20 protein-coding genes are annotated in these 19,815 nt (G+C 36.5%); 9 read left to right on the top strand and 11 right to left on the bottom strand.

From position 1 onward, the window contains the following. Positions 1–110: 110 nt before the first annotated feature. Complete coding sequence (locus DVJ99_RS03555; RefSeq protein WP_114603167.1) at positions 111–800, bottom strand: metal-dependent hydrolase; 690 nt, start codon at positions 798–800, stop codon at positions 111–113. A gap of 142 nt (positions 801–942) precedes the next feature. Between DVJ99_RS03555 and DVJ99_RS03550 the strand changes: the two genes are divergently transcribed. Next, positions 943–1,998, top strand: coding sequence for a M24 family metallopeptidase (locus DVJ99_RS03550; protein ID WP_114603166.1), 1,056 nt, complete (start codon positions 943–945; stop codon positions 1,996–1,998). Between the two features lie 184 nt (positions 1,999–2,182). Here DVJ99_RS03550 and ald read toward each other — a convergent pair whose 3' ends face one another. Continuing rightward, positions 2,183–3,298 carry an alanine dehydrogenase gene (gene ald / locus DVJ99_RS03545; protein WP_114603165.1) on the bottom strand — a complete coding sequence of 372 codons (1,116 nt, stop codon included), beginning with the start codon at positions 3,296–3,298 and terminating at the stop codon, positions 2,183–2,185. Positions 3,299–3,504: 206 nt separating this feature from the next. Here ald and DVJ99_RS03540 point away from each other — a divergent pair, with 206 nt between their 5' ends. Continuing rightward, positions 3,505–4,008: a universal stress protein gene (locus DVJ99_RS03540; protein WP_114603164.1), complete on the top strand. Its 504-nt coding sequence runs from the start codon at positions 3,505–3,507 to the stop codon at positions 4,006–4,008. A 144-nt stretch (positions 4,009–4,152) separates the two neighbouring features. Here DVJ99_RS03540 and DVJ99_RS03535 read toward each other — a convergent pair whose 3' ends face one another. From DVJ99_RS03535 to ezrA, 7 genes are all read right to left on the bottom strand, one after another. Next, positions 4,153–5,349, bottom strand: a complete 1,197-nt coding sequence (locus tag DVJ99_RS03535; RefSeq protein WP_105992558.1) for an acetate kinase — start codon at positions 5,347–5,349, stop codon at positions 4,153–4,155. Positions 5,350–5,432: 83 nt separating this feature from the next. Continuing rightward, complete coding sequence (locus DVJ99_RS03530; protein ID WP_105992557.1) at positions 5,433–6,380, bottom strand: class I SAM-dependent methyltransferase; 948 nt, start codon at positions 6,378–6,380, stop codon at positions 5,433–5,435. A gap of 110 nt (positions 6,381–6,490) precedes the next feature. Continuing rightward, positions 6,491–6,991, bottom strand: a complete 501-nt coding sequence (gene tpx, locus DVJ99_RS03525; RefSeq protein ID WP_114603163.1) for a thiol peroxidase — start codon at positions 6,989–6,991, stop codon at positions 6,491–6,493. A gap of 204 nt (positions 6,992–7,195) precedes the next feature. Further along, positions 7,196–7,957, bottom strand: coding sequence for a TSUP family transporter (locus DVJ99_RS03520; RefSeq protein WP_114603162.1), 762 nt, complete (start codon positions 7,955–7,957; stop codon positions 7,196–7,198). 25 nt (positions 7,958–7,982) lie between these two features. After that, positions 7,983–9,206: a tRNA uracil 4-sulfurtransferase ThiI gene (gene thiI, locus DVJ99_RS03515; RefSeq protein ID WP_114603161.1), complete on the bottom strand. Its 1,224-nt coding sequence runs from the start codon at positions 9,204–9,206 to the stop codon at positions 7,983–7,985. Further along, positions 9,203–10,342: a cysteine desulfurase family protein gene (locus DVJ99_RS03510; protein WP_114603160.1), complete on the bottom strand. Its 1,140-nt coding sequence runs from the start codon at positions 10,340–10,342 to the stop codon at positions 9,203–9,205. The genes thiI and DVJ99_RS03510 overlap by 4 nt, the downstream gene beginning before the upstream one ends. Positions 10,343–10,480: 138 nt before the next feature. Beyond that, complete coding sequence (gene ezrA / locus DVJ99_RS03505; RefSeq protein ID WP_114603159.1) at positions 10,481–12,184, bottom strand: septation ring formation regulator EzrA; 1,704 nt, start codon at positions 12,182–12,184, stop codon at positions 10,481–10,483. Between the two features lie 173 nt (positions 12,185–12,357). Here ezrA and DVJ99_RS03500 point away from each other — a divergent pair, with 173 nt between their 5' ends. From DVJ99_RS03500 to DVJ99_RS03485, 4 genes are all read left to right on the top strand, one after another. Further along, entirely contained in the window at positions 12,358–12,831 is a 474-nt protein-coding gene (locus DVJ99_RS03500; RefSeq protein WP_114603158.1) for a GAF domain-containing protein, read from the top strand. A gap of 243 nt (positions 12,832–13,074) precedes the next feature. After that, a complete protein-coding gene (rpsD, locus tag DVJ99_RS03495) occupies positions 13,075–13,680 on the top strand; it encodes a 30S ribosomal protein S4 (RefSeq protein ID WP_114603157.1) in 606 nt (201 codons plus the stop codon). 332 nt (positions 13,681–14,012) lie between these two features. Continuing rightward, positions 14,013–14,588, top strand: a complete 576-nt coding sequence (locus DVJ99_RS03490; protein ID WP_114603156.1) for an Ltp family lipoprotein — start codon at positions 14,013–14,015, stop codon at positions 14,586–14,588. Between the two features lie 205 nt (positions 14,589–14,793). Next, positions 14,794–15,258, top strand: a complete 465-nt coding sequence (locus DVJ99_RS03485; protein ID WP_114603155.1) for a hypothetical protein — start codon at positions 14,794–14,796, stop codon at positions 15,256–15,258. A gap of 80 nt (positions 15,259–15,338) precedes the next feature. Here DVJ99_RS03485 and DVJ99_RS13095 read toward each other — a convergent pair whose 3' ends face one another. Both DVJ99_RS13095 and DVJ99_RS03480 read right to left on the bottom strand, forming a co-directional pair. Continuing rightward, positions 15,339–15,479 carry a hypothetical protein gene (locus DVJ99_RS13095; RefSeq protein ID WP_162912132.1) on the bottom strand — a complete coding sequence of 47 codons (141 nt, stop codon included), beginning with the start codon at positions 15,477–15,479 and terminating at the stop codon, positions 15,339–15,341. Positions 15,480–15,583: 104 nt separating this feature from the next. Continuing rightward, positions 15,584–16,333, bottom strand: coding sequence for a glycerophosphodiester phosphodiesterase (locus tag DVJ99_RS03480; protein ID WP_114603154.1), 750 nt, complete (start codon positions 16,331–16,333; stop codon positions 15,584–15,586). Positions 16,334–16,403: 70 nt separating this feature from the next. On the opposite strand from DVJ99_RS03480, the gene DVJ99_RS03475 reads away from it, so the two are divergent. The 3 genes from DVJ99_RS03475 (at position 16,404) to serA (ending at position 19,765) form a co-directional block, all read left to right on the top strand. Then, positions 16,404–16,844 (top strand): SACOL1771 family peroxiredoxin, encoded by a 441-nt coding sequence (locus DVJ99_RS03475; protein ID WP_105993047.1) that lies wholly within the window; start codon positions 16,404–16,406, stop codon positions 16,842–16,844. A gap of 178 nt (positions 16,845–17,022) precedes the next feature. Continuing rightward, complete coding sequence (locus tag DVJ99_RS03470) at positions 17,023–18,180, top strand: pyridoxal-phosphate-dependent aminotransferase family protein (RefSeq protein ID WP_114603153.1); 1,158 nt, start codon at positions 17,023–17,025, stop codon at positions 18,178–18,180. Beyond that, entirely contained in the window at positions 18,173–19,765 is a 1,593-nt protein-coding gene (gene serA, locus DVJ99_RS03465; protein ID WP_114603152.1) for a phosphoglycerate dehydrogenase, read from the top strand. Before DVJ99_RS03470 ends, serA begins: the two co-directional genes overlap by 8 nt. The last annotated feature ends 50 nt before the right edge of the window (positions 19,766–19,815 follow it).

Genomic DNA, 19,815 nt, shown 5'->3' with positions numbered 1-19,815 from the left:
ATATGTGTAATTTATATAAAAACCCCGCTGAAATTCAATTTGGAATTTCAGCGGGGTTCTTTTGAGGCTGTATTTATGTCCCAGCCCCTTTTATTATCACTCTTTTTCAATTAGAATTGAACAGCTTCACCTGGTTTAAGGATTTGTACTTCGCCTTCTTTAACAAGTGATTTGAACTCTTCTGGATCTTGTTCGATATAAGGGAACGTATTGTAATGTACAGGTACAGAAATTTTCGGTTTAATTAATTCATTGATCGCATAACTTGCATCTTCGATACCCATTGTGAAATTGTCGCCGATTGGTACGAAGCATACATCGACTGGATGACGTTCAGCAATTAATTTCATGTCGCTGAATAAGCCAGTGTCGCCGCAATGATAAATTGTTTTGCCTTCTAATTCTAAAATCAATCCTGTTGAAGCACCTAAGTAAACAGGAATGCCTTCTTCGTTTGTAATACTTGAACTGTGGAATGCTTGAACATATTTCACTGTACCGAAATCAAATTTCCATTTGCCTCCGATGTTCATCGGATGTACATTCTCAACACCTTTTGCCGTTGATAAATAATCTGCAACTTCTGCTAATCCCACTACTGTTGCATTATTCTTTTTAGCTATTTCAACAGTATCGCCAAAGTGATCCGCATGGCCGTGTGTTAACACGATATAGTCGACCTCTAGGTTTTCTGCATCTAAATCAGATAATTCATTACCTGTAATAAACGGATCTACAATAACTTTCTTACCGTTTGCTTCAAAATAGATTGTTGATTGTCCATGAAATGATAATTTCATTTTTTATGCCCCCTATGCTTCTTAATCTTAGTTACAGTATAACATCTTCCCTATTTTAGTCGAAATCATTCCCCAGTACTTTTGAATTCTCAATTTATTTAGCTTAAAATATAGTTAATCAAGTAAATGGAGGTTGAGGATTTTGAAAACAGAAGAAATTGTTAAAGAAATACGTAATCAAGATGCTGGGGCTGCTTGGATTACAACACCGCTTAACGTATTCTACTTTTCAGGTTACTTAAGCGATCCGCATGAACGTCTTTTAGCCTTATTAATTACTGCTGAAGGTGAAGAAGTACTCTTCTGCCCTAAATTAGAAGTAGAAGAAGTTAAAGCATCACCTTTCAAAGGTAAAGTTGTAGGCAATGCTGATGGCGAAGACCCATTCAAATTAGTAGATTATCAATTCGACAAAATTTTAGTCGAAGAAGATCACTTAACATTGAAACGCCAAAAAGAATTAGTCGAAGGCTTCGGCGCAAAAGAATTCGGTCCGATTGACGACACTATCAAAGCATTGCGTAATGTGAAAACACCAGAAGAAATCGAAAAAATCCAAAAAGCTGCTGAACTTGCAGATAAATGCATTGAAATCGGAGTAGATTTCTTAAAAGAAGGCGTAACTGAAAGACAAGTTGTGCGTCATATCGAATATGAAATCCAAACAAACTACGGTATCACTGACATGAGTTTCCCGACAATGGTATTATTCGGTGATCATGCAGCTTCACCTCACGGTATTCCTGGAGACCGCCAACTTCAAAAAGACGAATATGTCCTATTTGATTTAGGTGTTATCTATGAAAACTATTGCAGCGACATGACAAGAACAGTTGCTTTCGGCAATCCTAGCGATAAAGCAAAAGAAGTTTATAATGTAGTACTTGAAGCAGAAAAAGCTGCTATTGATATGATAAAACCAGGCGTAGTTATCGGGGACGTTGACCGAAAAGCACGCGGTATCATTTCTGATGCGGGTTACGGCGAATATTTCGTTCACCGTTTAGGTCATGGTTTAGGTTTAGAAGAACATGAATATCAAGATGTTGCCGGATTCAATACAAACAAATTCGTACCAGGCATGGTTATCACTGTTGAACCAGGCGTTTATGTACCGGGAGAAGTCGGTGTACGTATCGAAGATGATATTTTAGTCACTGAAGACGGACATAAAGTATTAACACACTACGAAAAATAATCTATATATAATTATTGGTAAATGCTCAAAGGCGAAGTCGTAAGGCTTCGCCTTTTTCAACGCACAAAAAGCGCCATCAAGCTCTGTTAAACCCCAAAACAGATTGCTCGATGGCGCTATTATTTTGATGTTTTCAAGGAAACAATATTTCCCTTTACATCCCATTAATTTAACGCATTCAAAATTAAATTAATGCTTGATCTACTGGTGTATACGGAAGTTCAAACGCTTTAGCTACACCTTCATTTGTAACTTTACCGTCAAATACGTTTAAACCTAAAGATAATGGTTGGTTGTCACGTAATGCATTTAAATAGCCTTTGTTCGCAATTTGCAATGCATATGGTAAAGTCGCATTATTTAAACCGATAGTAGCAGTACGCGGTACTGCACCTGGCATATTCGCTACTGAATAGTGTACTACGCCATGTTTAATGAAAGTCGGATCATCATGTGTTGTTACACGGTCAGATGTTTCGAAAATACCGCCTTGGTCGATTGCAATATCGACTAAAACAGAACCGTCTTTCATTTTCTTAACCATGTCTTCAGTAACAAGTTTCGGCGCTTTAGCACCTGGAATTAATACAGCACCGATAACTAAGTCGCTTTGTGTAACACTTTCTTCGATATTTAATGGGTTAGACATAATTGTATGCACACGTCCATCAAATAAATCTTCAAGTTCTTGAAGACGTTTTGGATTAACGTCTAAGATTGTTACATCTGCGCCTAAACCTAAAGCGATTTTCGCAGCATTTGTACCTGCTTGACCACCGCCGATAATTGTTACTTTACCTTTAGGTACACCAGGAATACCTCCTAGTAAGACACCCATACCGCCGTAGAATTTTTGCAAGAATTGCGCACCGATTTGTGCTGACATTCTTCCTGCAACTTCACTCATTGGCGTTAATAATGGTAATGAATTATCTGGTAATTGCACTGTTTCGTATGCAATTGCAACAACGCCGTTATCAACTAATTCTTTAGTTAACGTTTCGTCGTTTGCTAAATGCAGATAAGTGAATAAGATTAAATCCTTTTTGAAGTATTTGTATTCTGGCTCAATAGGTTCTTTAACCTTGATCACCATTTCTGCATCCCAAGCCTCTGCAGGTCCGTCAACAATTGTTGCACCTGCTGCTTTGTAATCTTCATCTGTAAAGAATGAACCTTCACCAGCGTTTTGTTCTACATTAACTGTGTGCCCTTTCTCAACTAATGCGTGAACACCGCTTGGTGATAAACCTACTCTGTTTTCATTATTTTTTATCTCTTTTGGAATACCTATTTTCATTCCGTACACCTCCCACGATTATCGTAACGCGAAAGCAATGAAAGCGCAATCATTTCAGTAATAATAGATGATAAGTTTAAGTTATCATTAAAGATAAGGTTTTTGTAATTTTCAATAAATTGTAATATTAAGCATACGATTTTAATTTCTAATATTCAGTTAACTATGGTAAAATATAAGTGAAGAGTAGAAGGAGGTCATGTACGATGTTAACTTACAAACATATTTTAATCGCTGTAGATGGATCACAAGAAGCTGAATGGGCATTCAACAAAGCAGTGGATGTAGCAAAACGTAACGATTCAAAACTTATTATTACGAACGTTATTGATTCTAGAACTTATACTTCATACGAAGTCTATGATGTTCAATTCACTGAGAAATCTAAACAATTCGCTGAAGAATTACTTAGAGGTTATAAAGAATTTGCCCAAAAAGAAGGCGTTAATGACGTTGAAACATTGCTTGAATTTGGTTCACCTAAAGCAATCATTCCTAAAAAAATTGCGCAAGAAGTCGATGCAGACTTAGTAATTTGCGGTACTTCTGGTTTGAATGCTGTGGAACGCTTCATCGTAGGTTCTGTATCTGAAGCTATTGTACGTCATTCACCTTGTGATGTTCTAGTGGTTCGTACAGAAGAAATGCCTGAAGATTTCCAACCTCAAGTTGCAACAGAAGAATTACGCAAACAATATCAAGCAAAATAATTTTTGCACAATCAATCTTTCAATTGAGACCGATTAGACTTGTTCTAATCGGTTTTCTTTTATTTAAATACTTTTCGAATTTGCATGCATAAAAAAATCCGGTTAGAAAGGCAGCTGCCCTTCTAACCGGATTATTTTTAATGATTACAGACTACCGAATTTTACTGTGTCTCTTGCAATCATAACTTCTTCATTTGTTGGAATAACTAAAACTTTTACTGGTGAATGCGGATAGTTGATGAATCCTTCTGAACCATGAATTTGTTCGTTTTTCTTAGGATCCCAATATACACCCATAAATTCTAGTCCTTCTAATACACGTGCACGTACTTCGTCTGAGTTTTCGCCTACACCTGCTGTGAAGACAATTACGTCTACACCGTGCATTTTCGCTGTATAAGAACCAATGTACTTATGAATACGAGAAGCGAAAACATCTAATGCTAATTGCGCACGAGTTTTGCCTTCTTCAGCATCTTGTTCTAAGTCACGCAAGTCGCTTGAAGTTCCTGAGATACCTAATAAACCAGACTCTTTGTTTAAGATATCTAATACAGCTTCAGCACTCTTGCCTGTTTTCTCCATGATATATGGAATCAATGCAGGGTCAATGTCACCTGAACGTGTACCCATTGTTACACCTGCTAATGGTGTGAAGCCCATAGATGTATCTACAGATTCGCCGCCGTCGATTGCAGCGATAGATGCACCGTTACCGATATGACAAGAAATAATACGTAATTCTTCAATTGGACGGTCTAAGATTTTAGCCGCACGTTGAGATACGTATTTATGGCTTGTTCCGTGGAAACCGTACTTACGAATGCCATAGTCTTTATAATAATGGAATGGCAAACTGTATAAGTAAGCTTGTTCCGGCATTGTTTGGTGGAATGATGTATCAAATACTGCCACATGCGGAATGTTCGGCAATAATTTACGGAACGCACGAATACCCATTAAGTTTGCTGGGTTATGAAGCGGTGCCAATTCAGTTAATGATTCTATTTGTTTTTCTACCTCGTTGGTAACTAACGCAGATTCTGGGAATAATTCACCACCATGTACAACACGGTGTCCTGTACCATCGATATCATTGATATCGCGGATGATACCATGATCGATTAAGTTGTCCAACATTAAGTCAACAGCTTGAACATGATCGTTGATTTCTCTTTCATCTGTAAATTTGCGACCATTGAATTCAACTGTTAATTTTGAACCTTTAAGTCCGATTCTTTCGATTAAACCTTTACATACTAGATTTTCTTCAGGCATCTCTATAAGTTGGAATTTCAGTGATGAACTACCTGCGTTAATCGCTAACACTAATTTTGACATAAAACTATGCCTCCAATATTTACATTTTCTTTTACCAATTCTATTTAACCATTAATACAGTTTAATTTCAAGATTATTACAGTTTATTTTTTGTGATGATTTTGTTGCAGCCATTCTGACAATTCTCGTAAAAATCCTTGAAATTGTTGCGGAGATTTGAAATCTGGTATATTGGCGAGCAATACCTCAACAGAGTGGGTTACATCACGTTCTTTTTTCTGAAGAATCAAGATAGATTTGCGTGATTGTTCGGTTTTGAATAATGTTTTAGGCAAATTGAGGAATGCCTGCATTTCTGTATCTGTTGCAATGAAATTTTTGAGCTGTTTTATGTTTTCACCTTCAAAAATATTGCTCGGCACAATTAAGAATGCAAATCCGGCTCCTCTTAATGCTTCAACCGCTTGTTCGATTAAAAGGTAATGGGCATAACTATGTCCTTCTTTAAACCCTAATTTCATTTCGTGACTGCGTTCATCCACCGGATAATAGCCTACCGGCAAATCACCGATGACCACATCTGCCTCTTCAAACGGTAATGGCAGAATAGCATCTTGAGGATAGACATCAAACGGAATTTCTAAGAAGTTCGCTAAGTGTACACTTACACGAGATAACACTGGATCAACTTCAACAAGATGGTGCATTAGTGTTTGTTCAGTCAATACTTCATGCACTGTCGCACTTAAATGTCCGCTGCCGCTCGTTAAATCTACAATATTTAATTCTTTCTTATCTTGTGTAAACTGCTGTACTAAGAAACCAAGAATTAAGCCGATTGAATCCGGTGTAATCTGGTGATTCGCTTGAATCTCTTGCTCTTGCAATAAACTTAAGTATGCAAATTGAAAGGCCTTGCGTCGATCTGATAATGTTGCCTGTTCCAGCAAATCACGATTATTTTGATAAATCTGTTCCATCGCAAGCCCTAAGTTTTCGATAAAACTTTGTCCGTTTTCTTTATTCAGTTCCTTAGTTTTACTATCTAGTTCGTGGAATAAACGCTCCATTATAGTTTTTTCTTCGGCCATATTAAAATCCTTCCTAAAAAGACTGCTCATAATCAATGATTCACTTTCTTACACTAATTATGAGCAGTCTGGTCTTTATATTAATTTAAAAATAACTTTAAACGCATTGATTAGTCTAATTCTCTATATGCTTTTAATGCAGATTCGAAGTCAGGGAAATCAGTGCCTTCATTCACAATTTCTGTATAAACTACTTTGTTGTTTTTATCTAAAACAAATACTGAACGTGCTAATAATTGTAAACCATCCATTAACACACCGTAGTTTTTACCGAATGAATGTTTTTGATAGTCGCTTAGTAAGATAACGTTATCTAAACCGCTTGCTGCGCACCATCTTTTTTGAGCGAATGGCAAGTCTTGAGAAATAGTCAATACTACGCCATTTTCTTCTGAAGCAGCTTCTTCGTTGAATTTACGAGTTTGTTTATCACAAACACCTGTATCAATTGAAGGTACTGCACTGATTAATTTTTTCTTGCCGTCATAGTCAGCAAGTGTTACTTCTTCTAAATCATTATTTACAACTGTAAAATCTGGTGCTGTTTGCCCTTCTTCTACTGCATTACCTACTAATGTTACGGGATCTCCGCCAAATGTAATTTGTACCATATAAATAAACAACCTCCTAAGATTCTGTTACTATTTATCTCTACCCCATTATACCGATATCAACACTTCAACTCCAATGATAATCCTTAAGATACATTATTTTTTTAACTCAATTTTGATAGAACTCACATAGAAATGTAATATTTATCCATAAATTACAAATAAGCCGCGATTTTCATCGCAGCTAATTCAACACATTACCCATTATTGCAGATAATCATAGATATTCTTAATAATCAACGCGCTTGTAACGACCACAAACAATACTCGGACATAGCCGACACCTTGCTTAAGCGCAAATTGTGCCCCTGCATATGACCCAGCAACCATACTTGCAGCCATAATCAATCCAATGCCGTAATCGACTTTTCCTAAAATCATAAACAAGATTAATGCACCGATATTAGACGCAAAGTTTAACACTTTCGCATTGCCTGCCGCACTTAAAAAATCAAACCCTACAATCAATAATGCGAACAAGAAGAAAGAGCCTGTACCGCCGCCTAAAAAACCGTCATAAAAACCGATGAGCAACAATACTGCAACAAAGATAACAGCTTTGCCTTTCGAAAGTTTTTTGTACGTACGGATGCTGCCCCAATCTTTTCTGATCAGCGTATAAATCATTACTATAGATAAAATCACAATTACTAATGGTTTTAATACAGCTGCCGGCAGAAATGATGCTAAACTTGCACCGCCGACAGAAGCGATGAAAATAAACGGAAAGAGTTTGCCGACTATTTTCAAATCTACTTTTCCCGAGCGTACAAACTTAACAGCGCTCGTTAAAGAACCAAATGAACTTGCAAGTTTGTTTGTGCCTAAAGCTGTTGCGGGCGGTAATCCGATTGCTAATAAAGCAGGTGTTGAAATCAGACCGCCGCCCCCTACTACAGAATCAATAAAAGCAGCTAAAAAACCGAATACAATGATGATAATAATAAGTGTCAGATCCCATTCCACGATGTTGTCCCCTTTTCTTGTGCTATTAGAATAAATCTTCCATTAATGCTTCAGTCGCTTTATCTTTTTGACTTTGATAATTTTTTGTTACTTCGATAGTTTCGATACCTTCAACAGCACGATCAATCATGTCGCTGAAATCATAAACACTTTCGTATTTTTCTACTTTTTCAAAGTTAGGTTCTGTGACAGGATTCTTCGGTGTAAAGATAGTACAGCAATCTTCAAATGGCTGAATGGATGTTTCGAAAGTACCGTATTCCTTTGCTTTGATGACGATTTCTTCTTTATCTAATGTTAATAATGGACGTAAGACAGGTGTTGAAGTCACATGGTTAATCGCATACATACTCTTAAGTGTTTGGCTCGCGACTTGCCCTAAGTTTTCACCGTTTACGATGGCATCCGCACCAATATTATGCACAACTTTATCTGCGATACGCATCATCATGCGTCGTGTAGATGTCATCGTATAGCGTTCATGTACTACTTTATTGATTTGTTTTTGTACTTCTGTAAACGGCACGATATGCAATTTAATCGGTCCGACATGTTCAGCAAGAATACGTGTTAATTCAACCACTTTTTCTTTCGCTTTTTCACTTGTGAACGGCGGACTATGGAAATGAATCGCTTCGACTGTCACACCGCGGCGCATAATTTCCATGCCGGCTACAGGCGAATCAATACCGCCTGAAAGCATCAATAATGTTTTGCCGCCAGTACCTACTGGTAAACCGCCTGCGCCGTCTATCACACGGTCATAGATATAAATGGCATCTAAACGTACTTCTGTTTTGATAACATGATCAGGCTGTCTCACATTAACATGGACTTGCGGGTTGCTTTCTAATACAGCACCGCCTAAAATTCGCTGTAATTGGTAAGTATCATATGGATACTGTTTATCAGAACGTTTCACATCGATTTTAAATGAATCGCCTTCATCATAAGCTTTTGCAAATTCGCTTGCTTGCGCTTTTGCATGTTCTAAATCTTTGTCTAATTTCATAACAGGACTGATAGATTTTACACCGAAGACTTTGCTGATACGCTGCATAATTTCTTCGATATCCGCTTCCGGCGTAACTTCTATATACATTCTGTCTCTGTTCGCTTTAACGTGATAGCCTTGAAGCGGCATTAACGCTTGTTTCACATTAGAACGAAGTTTATTCACAAACATTTTACGGTTGGCACCTTTAAGCGTCAATTCGCCGTAACGCACTAAAATATGATCATAGATCATTTCTTCAACAACTCCTTCATTTCTTCATATACTGCTTTAAAAGCTGCTTTAAATCCTTTGATATCCTCTTCTGTCGTCACAGCACCCATTGATATACGAATACTGCCTTCTATTCTTGATTCACTAATACCCATAGACAGCAAGACTTCATTCAAATGTCCGCGTTTTGATGAACATGCACTTGTAGTAGATAACATGACATCTTGCTTAGAAAAGGCATTGACTAATACTTCACCTTTTACACCGTCAAAACCGACATTTAAAATATGAGGTGCACTGGTATCCGGAGAATTCACTTTCACACCTGGATAATCATTGAAAAATCGGCGCAATTGCTGATTCCATTCTGTTAAACGCTGGTGTAAATCATCTTGTTGATGTATCGCATGCTTCAAAGCTTTAACAATCGCAATATCTATCGGTAAATTAACTGTACCGCTTCTCAATCCATATTCTTGGCCTCCGCCATGGATCACAGGTTCTAAATTATGGATATTATGCACGAGCAACAAACCTTGGCCTTTTAAACCATTGAATTTATGCCCGCTGAAACTCATGCTGTCGATACCTTTGAATGTTAAAGGTATTTTACCAATGGCTTGCACAGCATCAACATGAAAATGCGCTTTAGGATATGCTTCTAAAATTTCAGCCATTTCCGCAATCGGTTGAATTTGTCCCGTAATATTATTCACGTGCATACACGTAACTAATCCAACATTCGAATTCATCAAACTTTCAAAATGTTCAAGATCGATTTTGCCTTCCTTCGTCACATTCACATAACGCAGTTTAAATCCTTCTGTTTCCAAATGACGCATTACCTCTAATACAGATGGATGTTCAAGCACTGAAACAATAATTTCATCAGCATACGGTTTGCGGTTGTACGCTGCACCTTTTAACGCCATATTATTAGATTCCGTAGCGCCGCTTGTAAAAATAATATCGTATCTGTCTTCAAGATTCAGTATTTGATTAATCTGTGCTTTGGCTTGATTTAACAATTGCTCTGCTTGCAAGCCGGCTTGGTGCGGACTATTCGGATTAAAATATAAATTCTGATTCACTTTGACATAAGTATCCAGTACATCTTGTGCTGGTCGAGTTGTCGCCGCATTATCTAAATAAATCACTTTTATGTCACTTCCACTTATTTGATTCTCTCTTTTTGAGTCTTTTCTTCCAATTTTAATATTTTACCACATCTGACTAAATTCTCAATATGCAAAAAAAGACAAGAACAACGAATGTCCTTGTCTTTTGTATAACACTTATATTTTGCTTTGAGATACAACTTCATCCTCAATGCGTTGAGAAATGCCAGGATCGACTGAATCTAAAGCTTGCTCTGCAATTTCAATCGCACGTTTGTAGCGGTTATTCTTGAATAAGCGTTCTGCTTCATTCAAGCTCTTATCAATGCTGCTGTCGTCTTTACGGTAACGGTTGCCGTATTGGATAAGTTTTTCAGCAAGCACTGCATTCACTAAAACGTCCATCGCTTCATTTTCAAAGTTGTTCATGTGAAGTACGACTTTTGTCACTTTATCTTTAAGATGTTTGACATTAATCGGTCGTTGATCAAACTGTGCATTGATTTCACGTACTTCATGATCAATTTCATTCTTCATGATAATGAAACGTTCAGGTACGCTTGTTAAGTTAGAAGCTAATAACTTACGATAAATCTCTTCTTTTTTGCTTTGAACACGTAGAAGATTATCTTCAGCTTCCGCTTCATCTTCACGTAATTGAATTAAGTGGTTTTGTAATTTTTCTTGTTTATCATTAATTACTTTGACATGTTCTTCAATATACGCAAGATTATCTTGTACTTCGCTGTAGCGTACAGCAGATTTTGCCATTTCTCTTAAAATTTCATCGTAAACTGAAATCAAGTTTTGAATTTCATTTTCGAATTGACGTACATTTTGAACATCTGTTTCATTGATGTAGTAATTTTCACGTACATATTCGATTTCTGTTTGTAATGTATAATTGGTATCTTTCGCACGGAATAAATCATTCGTAATGACTTCTTTCGTTTCATCCACTTTGTTTTTAGATTTTACTTCATGCTCGATTAAATCATACATTTCATCCAACTGATCATTGATAGCGATGAGCTTATCATTCGCTTCTTCTAATTCCAAACGGCTGATCATCGGTTCAACGAAGCTTAATTCTGTTTTCATAGATTGAAGATTGCTGTCGACTTTAACATGATCTAAGTCGTACCCTTCGACTTTCAAGTCGCGGCAACCGTATTTCAAATCTTGGAATTGCCCTGGAAGTTCTTTTTGTGCTTCGCGAATCAATTCAGGGATTTCTTTCATATCTTTTTGCAGATAATTGATATCTTCGTTGAGTGTTTTAATATGCTCATGCGCTTGTTTGTAGTTCCCCTCTTCTCTTAGTTCTGTGTACTTAACAAGCTCAGGTTCGAATGATTCAATTTCTTTTTCAAGCGGTGCAGCTGCTTCGCCGAATTGGTGTCGGTTAGCCAGCACATCACGCTTCATTTCACGATATGAAACTTTGCTGTCTTCAAACAAGCGATCGCTTTCTTTATGAAGCGCCAAGATATCCTCAACTTCATCACCTAGTTGTGCATGGCGTTCTTCATAACGATCTAATAATGCGTTCGCATCATCTAATTCAGTTTGAGCAGCAGTAAATTTGAATTTATCGAAATATTCGTCAGCATTATGAATTTTCTCTTCAACCGGACTTAAATTATCATTAGTATTCTTTAATGATTCGCGCTTTAAGCGGTCATATTCTTGTTGTGTTTCACCCTGCAGGGTTAAATCGTCCAACGCTTTCAGACGATCATCTAGTGTTAGTTTCTCAACCTCTATCTTGCGCTCTTCGGTTTTTTCGACCACCTGACGTTTTGAAGAACGGAGATAGAACATGATACCGACAATTATAAGTGCAATAACTATAATTGCTAAAATGATATACAATGCCATTGTTTTCTCCTCCTATTTAATCACTTCTCATTATAGCGTAATTTTGGGTCGCATTAAAATAAAAATATTAAGTTTCTTTATACAAACTTTGATGAAAGTACTCTAAATTGAAGTTTCTTAATAGAACATATTATAATATGGAAAATGCAAGAGAGAAAAGAGGTCAATTATATATGGGCAGCAATACTACAAATTACAACACCATTCTTCAGCAATTAGAAGGCTTGAATGCGGATGAACGCTATTTGATTACTTTATTAAGCAACACATCTGCTTTATTAAATGAAAATTTATCTGATATCAATTGGATTGGTTTCTATCTTATGGAAGACGGCCAGCTTATTTTAGGTCCTTTCCAAGGCCGTCCTGCTTGTACCCCTATCCAATTAGGCAGCGGCGTATGCGGTACTTCAGCACAAAAAGATATTGTTCAGCGTGTAGATGATGTACATGCTTTCCCTGGTCATATTGCATGCGATGCACGCAGCCAATCTGAAATTGTTATTCCGCTGCATCAAGACAATAAAGTCATCGGATTATTGGATATTGATGCACCGATCAAGTCGCGCTTCTCACAAGAAGATGAAGATGGCTTGATTCAATTAATGAAAGTATTAGAAAAACAAATTGCACAAACAGTGAAATAATTATTTATATGAAGAAAAAGAGATAAAAGCTTGACTTTATCTGCCAGAATGGTAGAATATTCTTTGTGTGAATTAACGAAAGTAGCAGTTGTATATTATTAGGCGCTATGTTATTCCCGATGCGGACGTGCCGTGTAACCGGAGCTATGAGGCGAGGACACATAAAATAACATATCTTAATAAGTATACAACACTCTTTTTTGTTTTTTCATAACAATTAAAAACAAAAGGAGGAGTCTTAACATGGCTCGATTCAGAGGTTCAAACTGGAAAAAATCTCGTCGTTTAGGTATCTCATTAAGCGGTACTGGTAAAGAATTAGAAAAACGCCCTTACGCACCAGGTCAACATGGTCCTAACCAAAGAAAAAAATTATCAGAATATGCAATTCAATTACGTGAAAAACAAAAATTACGTTACTTATATGGCGTAACTGAAAGACAATTCCACAATACATTCCTTATTGCTGGTAAACAATCTGGTGTACACGGTGAAAACTTCATGCGTTTATTAGCACGTCGTTTAGACGCTGTTGTATATGCTTTAGGTTTAGCACGTACACGTCGTCAAGCACGTCAATTAGTAAACCACGGTCACATCGAAGTTGATGGTGCTCGCGTAGACATCCCATCATACACTTTAAAACCAGGTCAAGTGATCTCAGTTAGAGAAAAATCTCAAAAACTAGATATCATTGCTGAATCTGTAGAAATCAACAACTTCGTACCAGAATACTTAGAATTCGACGAAGAAAAATTAACAGGTACTTTCGTACGCGTTCCAGAACGCAGCGAATTACCAGCTGAAATCAACGAACAACTTATCGTTGAGTACTACTCAGGTAAATAATAGATCTATTATTTCAATACTGCATTCCTTGTTTTCAAGGATGCAGTATTTTTTTGTTTTCTCCCCTTTTTACTAAAACTTTATCCCTCACCTACTATAATTACTACCAATACTCCATTGGCTATAAAAATCAATCTTTAAAAATATTTCCGACTAGAAAGCGGGTTGAAGATTTTTATTGCATTTAACTTTTGCTAGATTATATAATAAATTAGTAAAATGTTTAATACAATCAAATCCACATACATTAGAAGAACAGTATATATTTTGAACTTTTACTTACCTACTGTTTGTTGATTCGAGATTAATTACATCTAAGGAAGTGACATCGTATGTTTACAACATTATTATTAGTTTTTTGGTTAACAGCTTCTGTAGCCTTTTTAGTACTACTCACCCTCATGATTATTAAAATATCCCAAAATAAAAAGTATAAAGTTTTCTTATTCACCTCCATCGCTACTTTTATCATTGGCTTAATCTGCTTTATTGCAATGATTAATGTAGTACCAAAAGAAGAGGCTTCGATTAACAGTACCAGAAATACACAACCAAAAGTAGTAACTAATTCACCAAATAAGAAACAAGAAAGTAAAGTACCTCGTGAATATATCGCTGCCTTAAAAACTGCTGAAAGCTATAAACGTTCTGTTCCAATGTCTAAAAAAGGATTATACGAACAACTAACATCTGAAAATGGCAATAAATTCCCTGAAGCTGCTGCTAAATATGCAATGGAACATGTAACAATTGATTATAAAGAAAATGCAGTAAAAAGCGCAAAAAGTTATGCTAAAAATCTACATCTTTCTGACGCTGAGATTTTAGAACAGTTACAATCTGAAAATGGAGAAAAATACACTCCAGAAGAAGCAAAATACGGTGTAGAACATATGAATGATAAATAAATCGATCTATCTTTTCAATACTGCATGCCTTATTTTCAAGGATGCAGTATTTTTTTGTTTTCTCCCCTTTTTACTACAACTTTATCCCTTACCTTCTAACATTCAACATGTGTCCATTTATTCCATTTTTATATTGCGAAAAGCCTAGTTTTATCGTTGTTATTACTGCATAATAAAACTATTAAGGTAAGGGAGAAAATAATCATTGAAGAATTGGCTGAAAAATAATAGATTCATTATGATACTTGTTGCGTTGTATATCACCGGAGGGTTTTTATTATTGCCGAGTTTGGGAGACTATTTTAATAAAAGTTATTTTGATCACTCCATACTAAAAGTCATTATAGATTCATTTATGGCTAATGTTGGATTTGCGTTGTCGCTATCACTTGGTATTTCTTTCGTACTATCTGTCTTCGTCATGACTTATCAGTATTTTAAGAATGATAACGTAGAAAATGTTATTAAAGAATTTGCATTTGTAGTAGTTGTTATTAACGTTTATGTATTCATTTGCACTTTAGCTTTGCTTTCAATCACAACTGATAATGGTGAAGCCATTTTTGCACTATTTGGATTCATCTACGGATTTACAAAGTACTTGCCTTGGGCTTACAATCTCATCAATAATTACTTTAAAAAACAACCTCTCCAAGCGGATAAAAAATAAGGGCGTTTGAATCACACAAACACCCTTTTTCTTTATCCGATTTGATTGTATTTTCATCAGTATATACAAACCGGTTGATCTTATTTAGTTTTTTGCGCTTTTTTTCTTTTGACTACTCTATAAATAGCAACACCAATAATCACAGCAATCCAATTTATCAGTTCTTTTTTGTCGATTTCTCGGATACGCTTTATTGGATGAATATCAAAATTTAGTTTCATAAATAATCGAGGAAAGCCTGTTGCTGATGACAGTCATGATGTTCCCTCTTGCCTTCCCTTCTGCATTTTAGATAATTTAATTATACAGTTGCGTCGTTTCCATTTCAATCTAAATCAAAGTAGTAGTTCGGACCATCTGTAATTATACCGTCTACCCCATCAATGATTAATTTCCGTATATCATTAATGTCGTTAACTGTATACGGCATTACTTCTAATTTATGAATATGCGCTCTTTCAACAAATTTTTTGTTGACCAATTCGAAATTCGGGTTCGCATAATCACAAAACTTAGCCAATTTGTTAAAGTTCGGCATTCTAAATAGATATTTCTTCTTGCTCAGTAGCACGCCTAATTTAAATTTGTTTGTTAACTGTGCTATTTTTTGAATACTTTTATCATCAAACGATTGAATAATTGTTTTTTCTGCATCTAAACGATTTTCTTCTATTTCTTTTAGCAGTAATTCTTCGATATTTGGATATTTGCTCGGCTTTTTGATTTCAATTAATAGTGTTGTTTTATAGGGTTTTACAAGTTGCGCCACTTCCTTAAATGTCATAATACGTGCACCCGCAAATGTACTGTCTTTCCATGAACCGAAATCATAGCTTTTTAATTCATCTAGCGTATAATCTTTTACATAACCTGATCCATTAGAGGTTCTATCTATTTTATCATCATGGATAACAACAAGTTGCTGATCTTTAGTTAAATGCACATCGATTTCAAGCATATCTATATGTGCACTGAGTGCTGCTTTATATGCTAATAAGGTATTTTCGGGATAATCGATTGAAAATCCGCGATGTGCAATGACTTGCAGGTCTTCGCTTGGGATTACTTTTTCCATGGTATTCACCCTTTATCAATTTTTAGTTTCAGAATTAATCTATCATATTCAAAACGGAGGTCAAAGAAATATGACAAACCACGATTTTATAGTTACGACGCAATGGAGCGGCGGCAGAGATGAAGTCGGACTTGCTAAAGGCGATGTGATTAATGAATCTATTTCTATTCCTTCATCGCTCGGCGGTGTCGGAGAAGGAACCAACCCAGATGAAATGCTGGTAGCAGCAGCTTCATCTTGTTATATTATTTCGCTTGCTGCGACGCTTGAACGTGCACATTTCAACGACATTTCTATTAACCAGGAATCGGTTGGAACAGCCTCTTTAACCAATGGTAAATTTAAAATGGAGCAAATCAAACATCAACCTAAAATCTCAGTAGAAGCGTCACAAAAAGAAGCGCTTGAAAAGAGATTAGATAAACTTTTAAAAATCGCAGATAACAATTGCATGATTTCTAACTCTATTCGCGGTAATGTCGACATCAAGATTGAACCATACATTTTATAATCTTCTACCCAACTTTTTGAGTTGGGTAATTATTTTTAGTATTTTTTCTTTAAAAACGCTTACAATTCATATATTTTGTTAAATTATCGTAAAATCAGTGAAATAACACTGAAATACCCTTTCTTATTTTCAGAATATTTGATAAAATTAAGAAATCTTACGTTAGGGGGAAATCTATATGTATCATCATCCATTGTTATTAACACCCGGACCAACTCCAATTCCTGAACGCATTCAACGCGTCATTCAAGAACCGATGATTGGTCACCGCACAAAAGAATTTGAAGCTATTGCTGAAAAAGCTTATAAAGGGCTGCAACCTGTTTTCGGTTCCAAAAATGAAGTCATGATCTTTACATCCAGCGGTACAAGCGCACTTGAAGCAAGTATGGTCAATATCTTAAATCCAGATGACCATGTGGCTGTCATTGTTTCGGGAGCGTTCGGCAATCGCTACAAACAAATTGCTCAAACATACTTCCACAACGTTCATGTCTTTGATGTCCCGTGGGGAGAAGCAGTTGATGTGAATGCCTTTATTGATTTCTTAAAATCACTGCCAGAACAAGTGACTGCAGTTTATAGTCAATATTGCGAAACATCTACATCTGTACTCCACCCTATTCATGAATTAGGTCATGCATTGCACGAAAATTATCCGGAAACTTATTTTGTCGTTGACGGCGTAAGTTGTGTCGGTGCTGTAGATGCTGACTTAGAACGCGATCATATCGATGTATTGGTTTCAGGAAGCCAAAAAGCAATTATGCTGCCGCCAGGATTGGCATTTGCAGCGTATTCAGACCGTGCTAAAGCACGATTTGCTGAAGTCGAAACACCGCGTTTCTATTTAGATTTTAATAAATACATTGCTTCAGCAGAAAACAATTCAACACCATTCACACCGAATGTCAGCCTTTATAAAGGCGTTGCTGCGTATGCAGATTTTGTTGCTGAACAAGGTTTTGAGAATGTAATTCAACGTCATTATGTTATCAGAGACGGTTTAAGAGCTGCATTAAAAGCTTTAGACTTGCCTTTACTTGTTAAAGACGAATATGCATCTCCTACAGTAACAGCATTTGTACCGACTTCACCTACTGAAGTTTCAACAATTAAAAATGAATTACTTAACCGTTTCAACATCACAATCGCCGGCGGACAAGGCAAATTAAAAGGCCAAATCCTTCGTATCGGTCATTTAGGACAAATCGATACAGCTGATATTTTACAATGTGTCAGCGCACTTGAAATTATCCTTTCTGAATTACGTCACGAATCATATGTCGGAAAAGGAACTACAGCATACTTAGAGGTGGTAAAAGCATATGTATAAAATTCTAGTATCTGATCCAATCGCAAAAGACGGTTTGCAAACACTTTTAGATGATCCAGACTTTGAAGTCGATATTGATACAGGATATTCACCTGAAGCTTTAATCGATAAAATCAAAGACTATGATGGACTTATTGTACGAAGCCAAACGCAAGTAACGCCTGAAGTCATTGAAGCGGCTGACAACTTGAAAATTATTGCACGTGCCGGTGTCGGCGTAGACAATATTGATCGCGACGCAGCCACAAAACGCGGTGTGTTAGTAATCAATGCCCCTGACGGCAATACCATTTCAGCAACAGAACATTCAATGGCTATGATTTTAGCTATGGCACGTCAAATTCCAGATGCCAACCAATCACTTAAAGCAGGAAAATGGAACCGCTCATCATTCAAAGGTACAGAATTATACCATAAAACATTAGGTATCATCGGTACAGGACGTATCGGTTTAGGTGTAGCTAAACGCGCTAAAAGCTTCGGTATGAAAATCATTGCTTTCGATCCTTATTTAACAGCTGAAAAAGCAAAAGAATTAGATATTGAACGTGCAACAGTAGAAGAAATCGCACAAAATGCAGACTTCGTGACTGTGCATACACCGTTGACACCGAAAACAAAAGGTATGATCGGCAAAGAATTCTTTGCTCAAGCTAAACCTAACCTTCAAATTATCAACGTAGCACGCGGAGGCATCATTGATGAAGAAGCCTTGATTGAAGCATTAGATAAAGGTTTGATTGCACGTGCAGCCATTGATGTATTCGAAAATGAACCTGCTACAGATTCACCTTTGACAAAACACGATAAAATCGTTGTGACACCGCACTTAGGTGCATCTACTGTTGAAGCACAAGAAAAAGTAGCCGTATCCGTTTCGAATGAAATTGAAGAATTCTTCCATACCGGCAATGTGCGCCATGCTGTCAATGCACCGAAAATGATTTTCGGAGAAGAAGCGGAAGAACTTCAAGAATACTTGAACCTTTGCGACATGGTCGGCAAAGTATGTATTCAATTATTAGGCAAAGCACCGCGTGAATTAAAAATCAAATTCAGCGGGGAATTGGTTAAAGAAGATACAAACATTTTGACACGTACAATCGCTAAAGGTATTTTATCTCAAGACTTAGGCGATCGTGTCAACTTAGTCAATGCCCTCTTCCTTCTTAACGAACAAAATGTAGTTTACAATGTTGAAAAAGATGCGAAGTCTCGTTCTTTCAGCAACTACATTGAATTAACAATGGTCAACAGAGATCGTAAAGTTACTGTCGGCGCAACTGTCTTAAACGGTTATGGTGCACGTATTGTTCAAATCAATGACTACCCTGTTGATTTCAAACCTGAAAAATATCAACTTGTTATCCATCACCAAGACCGTCCTGGTATTGTAGGACGTACAGGTCAAATTTTAGGCGAATATGATATTAACATTGCCTCAATGCACTTAGGCCGTACAACTCAAGGCGGTAATGCAATGATGATTATCTCTGTAGATATGCCTGTCTCAGAAGAAGTTATTGATGCACTATACAAAATCGATGGATTTGAATCTATTCAATTCGTTGACTTAAACAAATAAAATTATAAAAGCAACACATAAATAAAGACCAGCTGACTCAGATTCTAATA

It is taken from the genome of Staphylococcus sp. EZ-P03 (genome assembly GCF_003344575.1).
GTDB lineage: Bacteria > Bacillota > Bacilli > Staphylococcales > Staphylococcaceae > Staphylococcus > Staphylococcus simulans_B.
The sequence above is the reverse complement of the archived record's forward strand: the minus strand, read 5'-3'. Positions and strand labels throughout refer to the sequence as shown.

Coding starts and splice junctions, on each gene's coding strand:
- DVJ99_RS03530 (WP_105992557.1), bottom strand. CDS start 6,380: ATGGCCGAAGAAAAAACTATAATGGAGCGTTTATTCCACGAACTAGAT.
- DVJ99_RS03535 (WP_105992558.1), bottom strand. CDS start 5,349: ATGTCAAAATTAGTGTTAGCGATTAACGCAGGTAGTTCATCACTGAAA.
- serA (WP_114603152.1), top strand. CDS start 18,173: ATGTATAAAATTCTAGTATCTGATCCAATCGCAAAAGACGGTTTGCAA.
- ald (WP_114603165.1), bottom strand. CDS start 3,298: ATGAAAATAGGTATTCCAAAAGAGATAAAAAATAATGAAAACAGAGTA.
- tpx (WP_114603163.1), bottom strand. CDS start 6,991: ATGGTACAAATTACATTTGGCGGAGATCCCGTAACATTAGTAGGTAAT.
- rpsD (WP_114603157.1), top strand. CDS start 13,075: ATGGCTCGATTCAGAGGTTCAAACTGGAAAAAATCTCGTCGTTTAGGT.
- DVJ99_RS03475 (WP_105993047.1), top strand. CDS start 16,404: ATGACAAACCACGATTTTATAGTTACGACGCAATGGAGCGGCGGCAGA.
- ezrA (WP_114603159.1), bottom strand. CDS start 12,184: ATGGCATTGTATATCATTTTAGCAATTATAGTTATTGCACTTATAATT.
- thiI (WP_114603161.1), bottom strand. CDS start 9,206: ATGATCTATGATCATATTTTAGTGCGTTACGGCGAATTGACGCTTAAA.
- DVJ99_RS03480 (WP_114603154.1), bottom strand. CDS start 16,333: ATGGAAAAAGTAATCCCAAGCGAAGACCTGCAAGTCATTGCACATCGC.
- DVJ99_RS03490 (WP_114603156.1), top strand. CDS start 14,013: ATGTTTACAACATTATTATTAGTTTTTTGGTTAACAGCTTCTGTAGCC.
- DVJ99_RS03500 (WP_114603158.1), top strand. CDS start 12,358: ATGGGCAGCAATACTACAAATTACAACACCATTCTTCAGCAATTAGAA.
- DVJ99_RS13095 (WP_162912132.1), bottom strand. CDS start 15,479: ATGAAACTAAATTTTGATATTCATCCAATAAAGCGTATCCGAGAAATC.
- DVJ99_RS03540 (WP_114603164.1), top strand. CDS start 3,505: ATGTTAACTTACAAACATATTTTAATCGCTGTAGATGGATCACAAGAA.
- DVJ99_RS03470 (WP_114603153.1), top strand. CDS start 17,023: ATGTATCATCATCCATTGTTATTAACACCCGGACCAACTCCAATTCCT.
- DVJ99_RS03555 (WP_114603167.1), bottom strand. CDS start 800: ATGAAATTATCATTTCATGGACAATCAACAATCTATTTTGAAGCAAAC.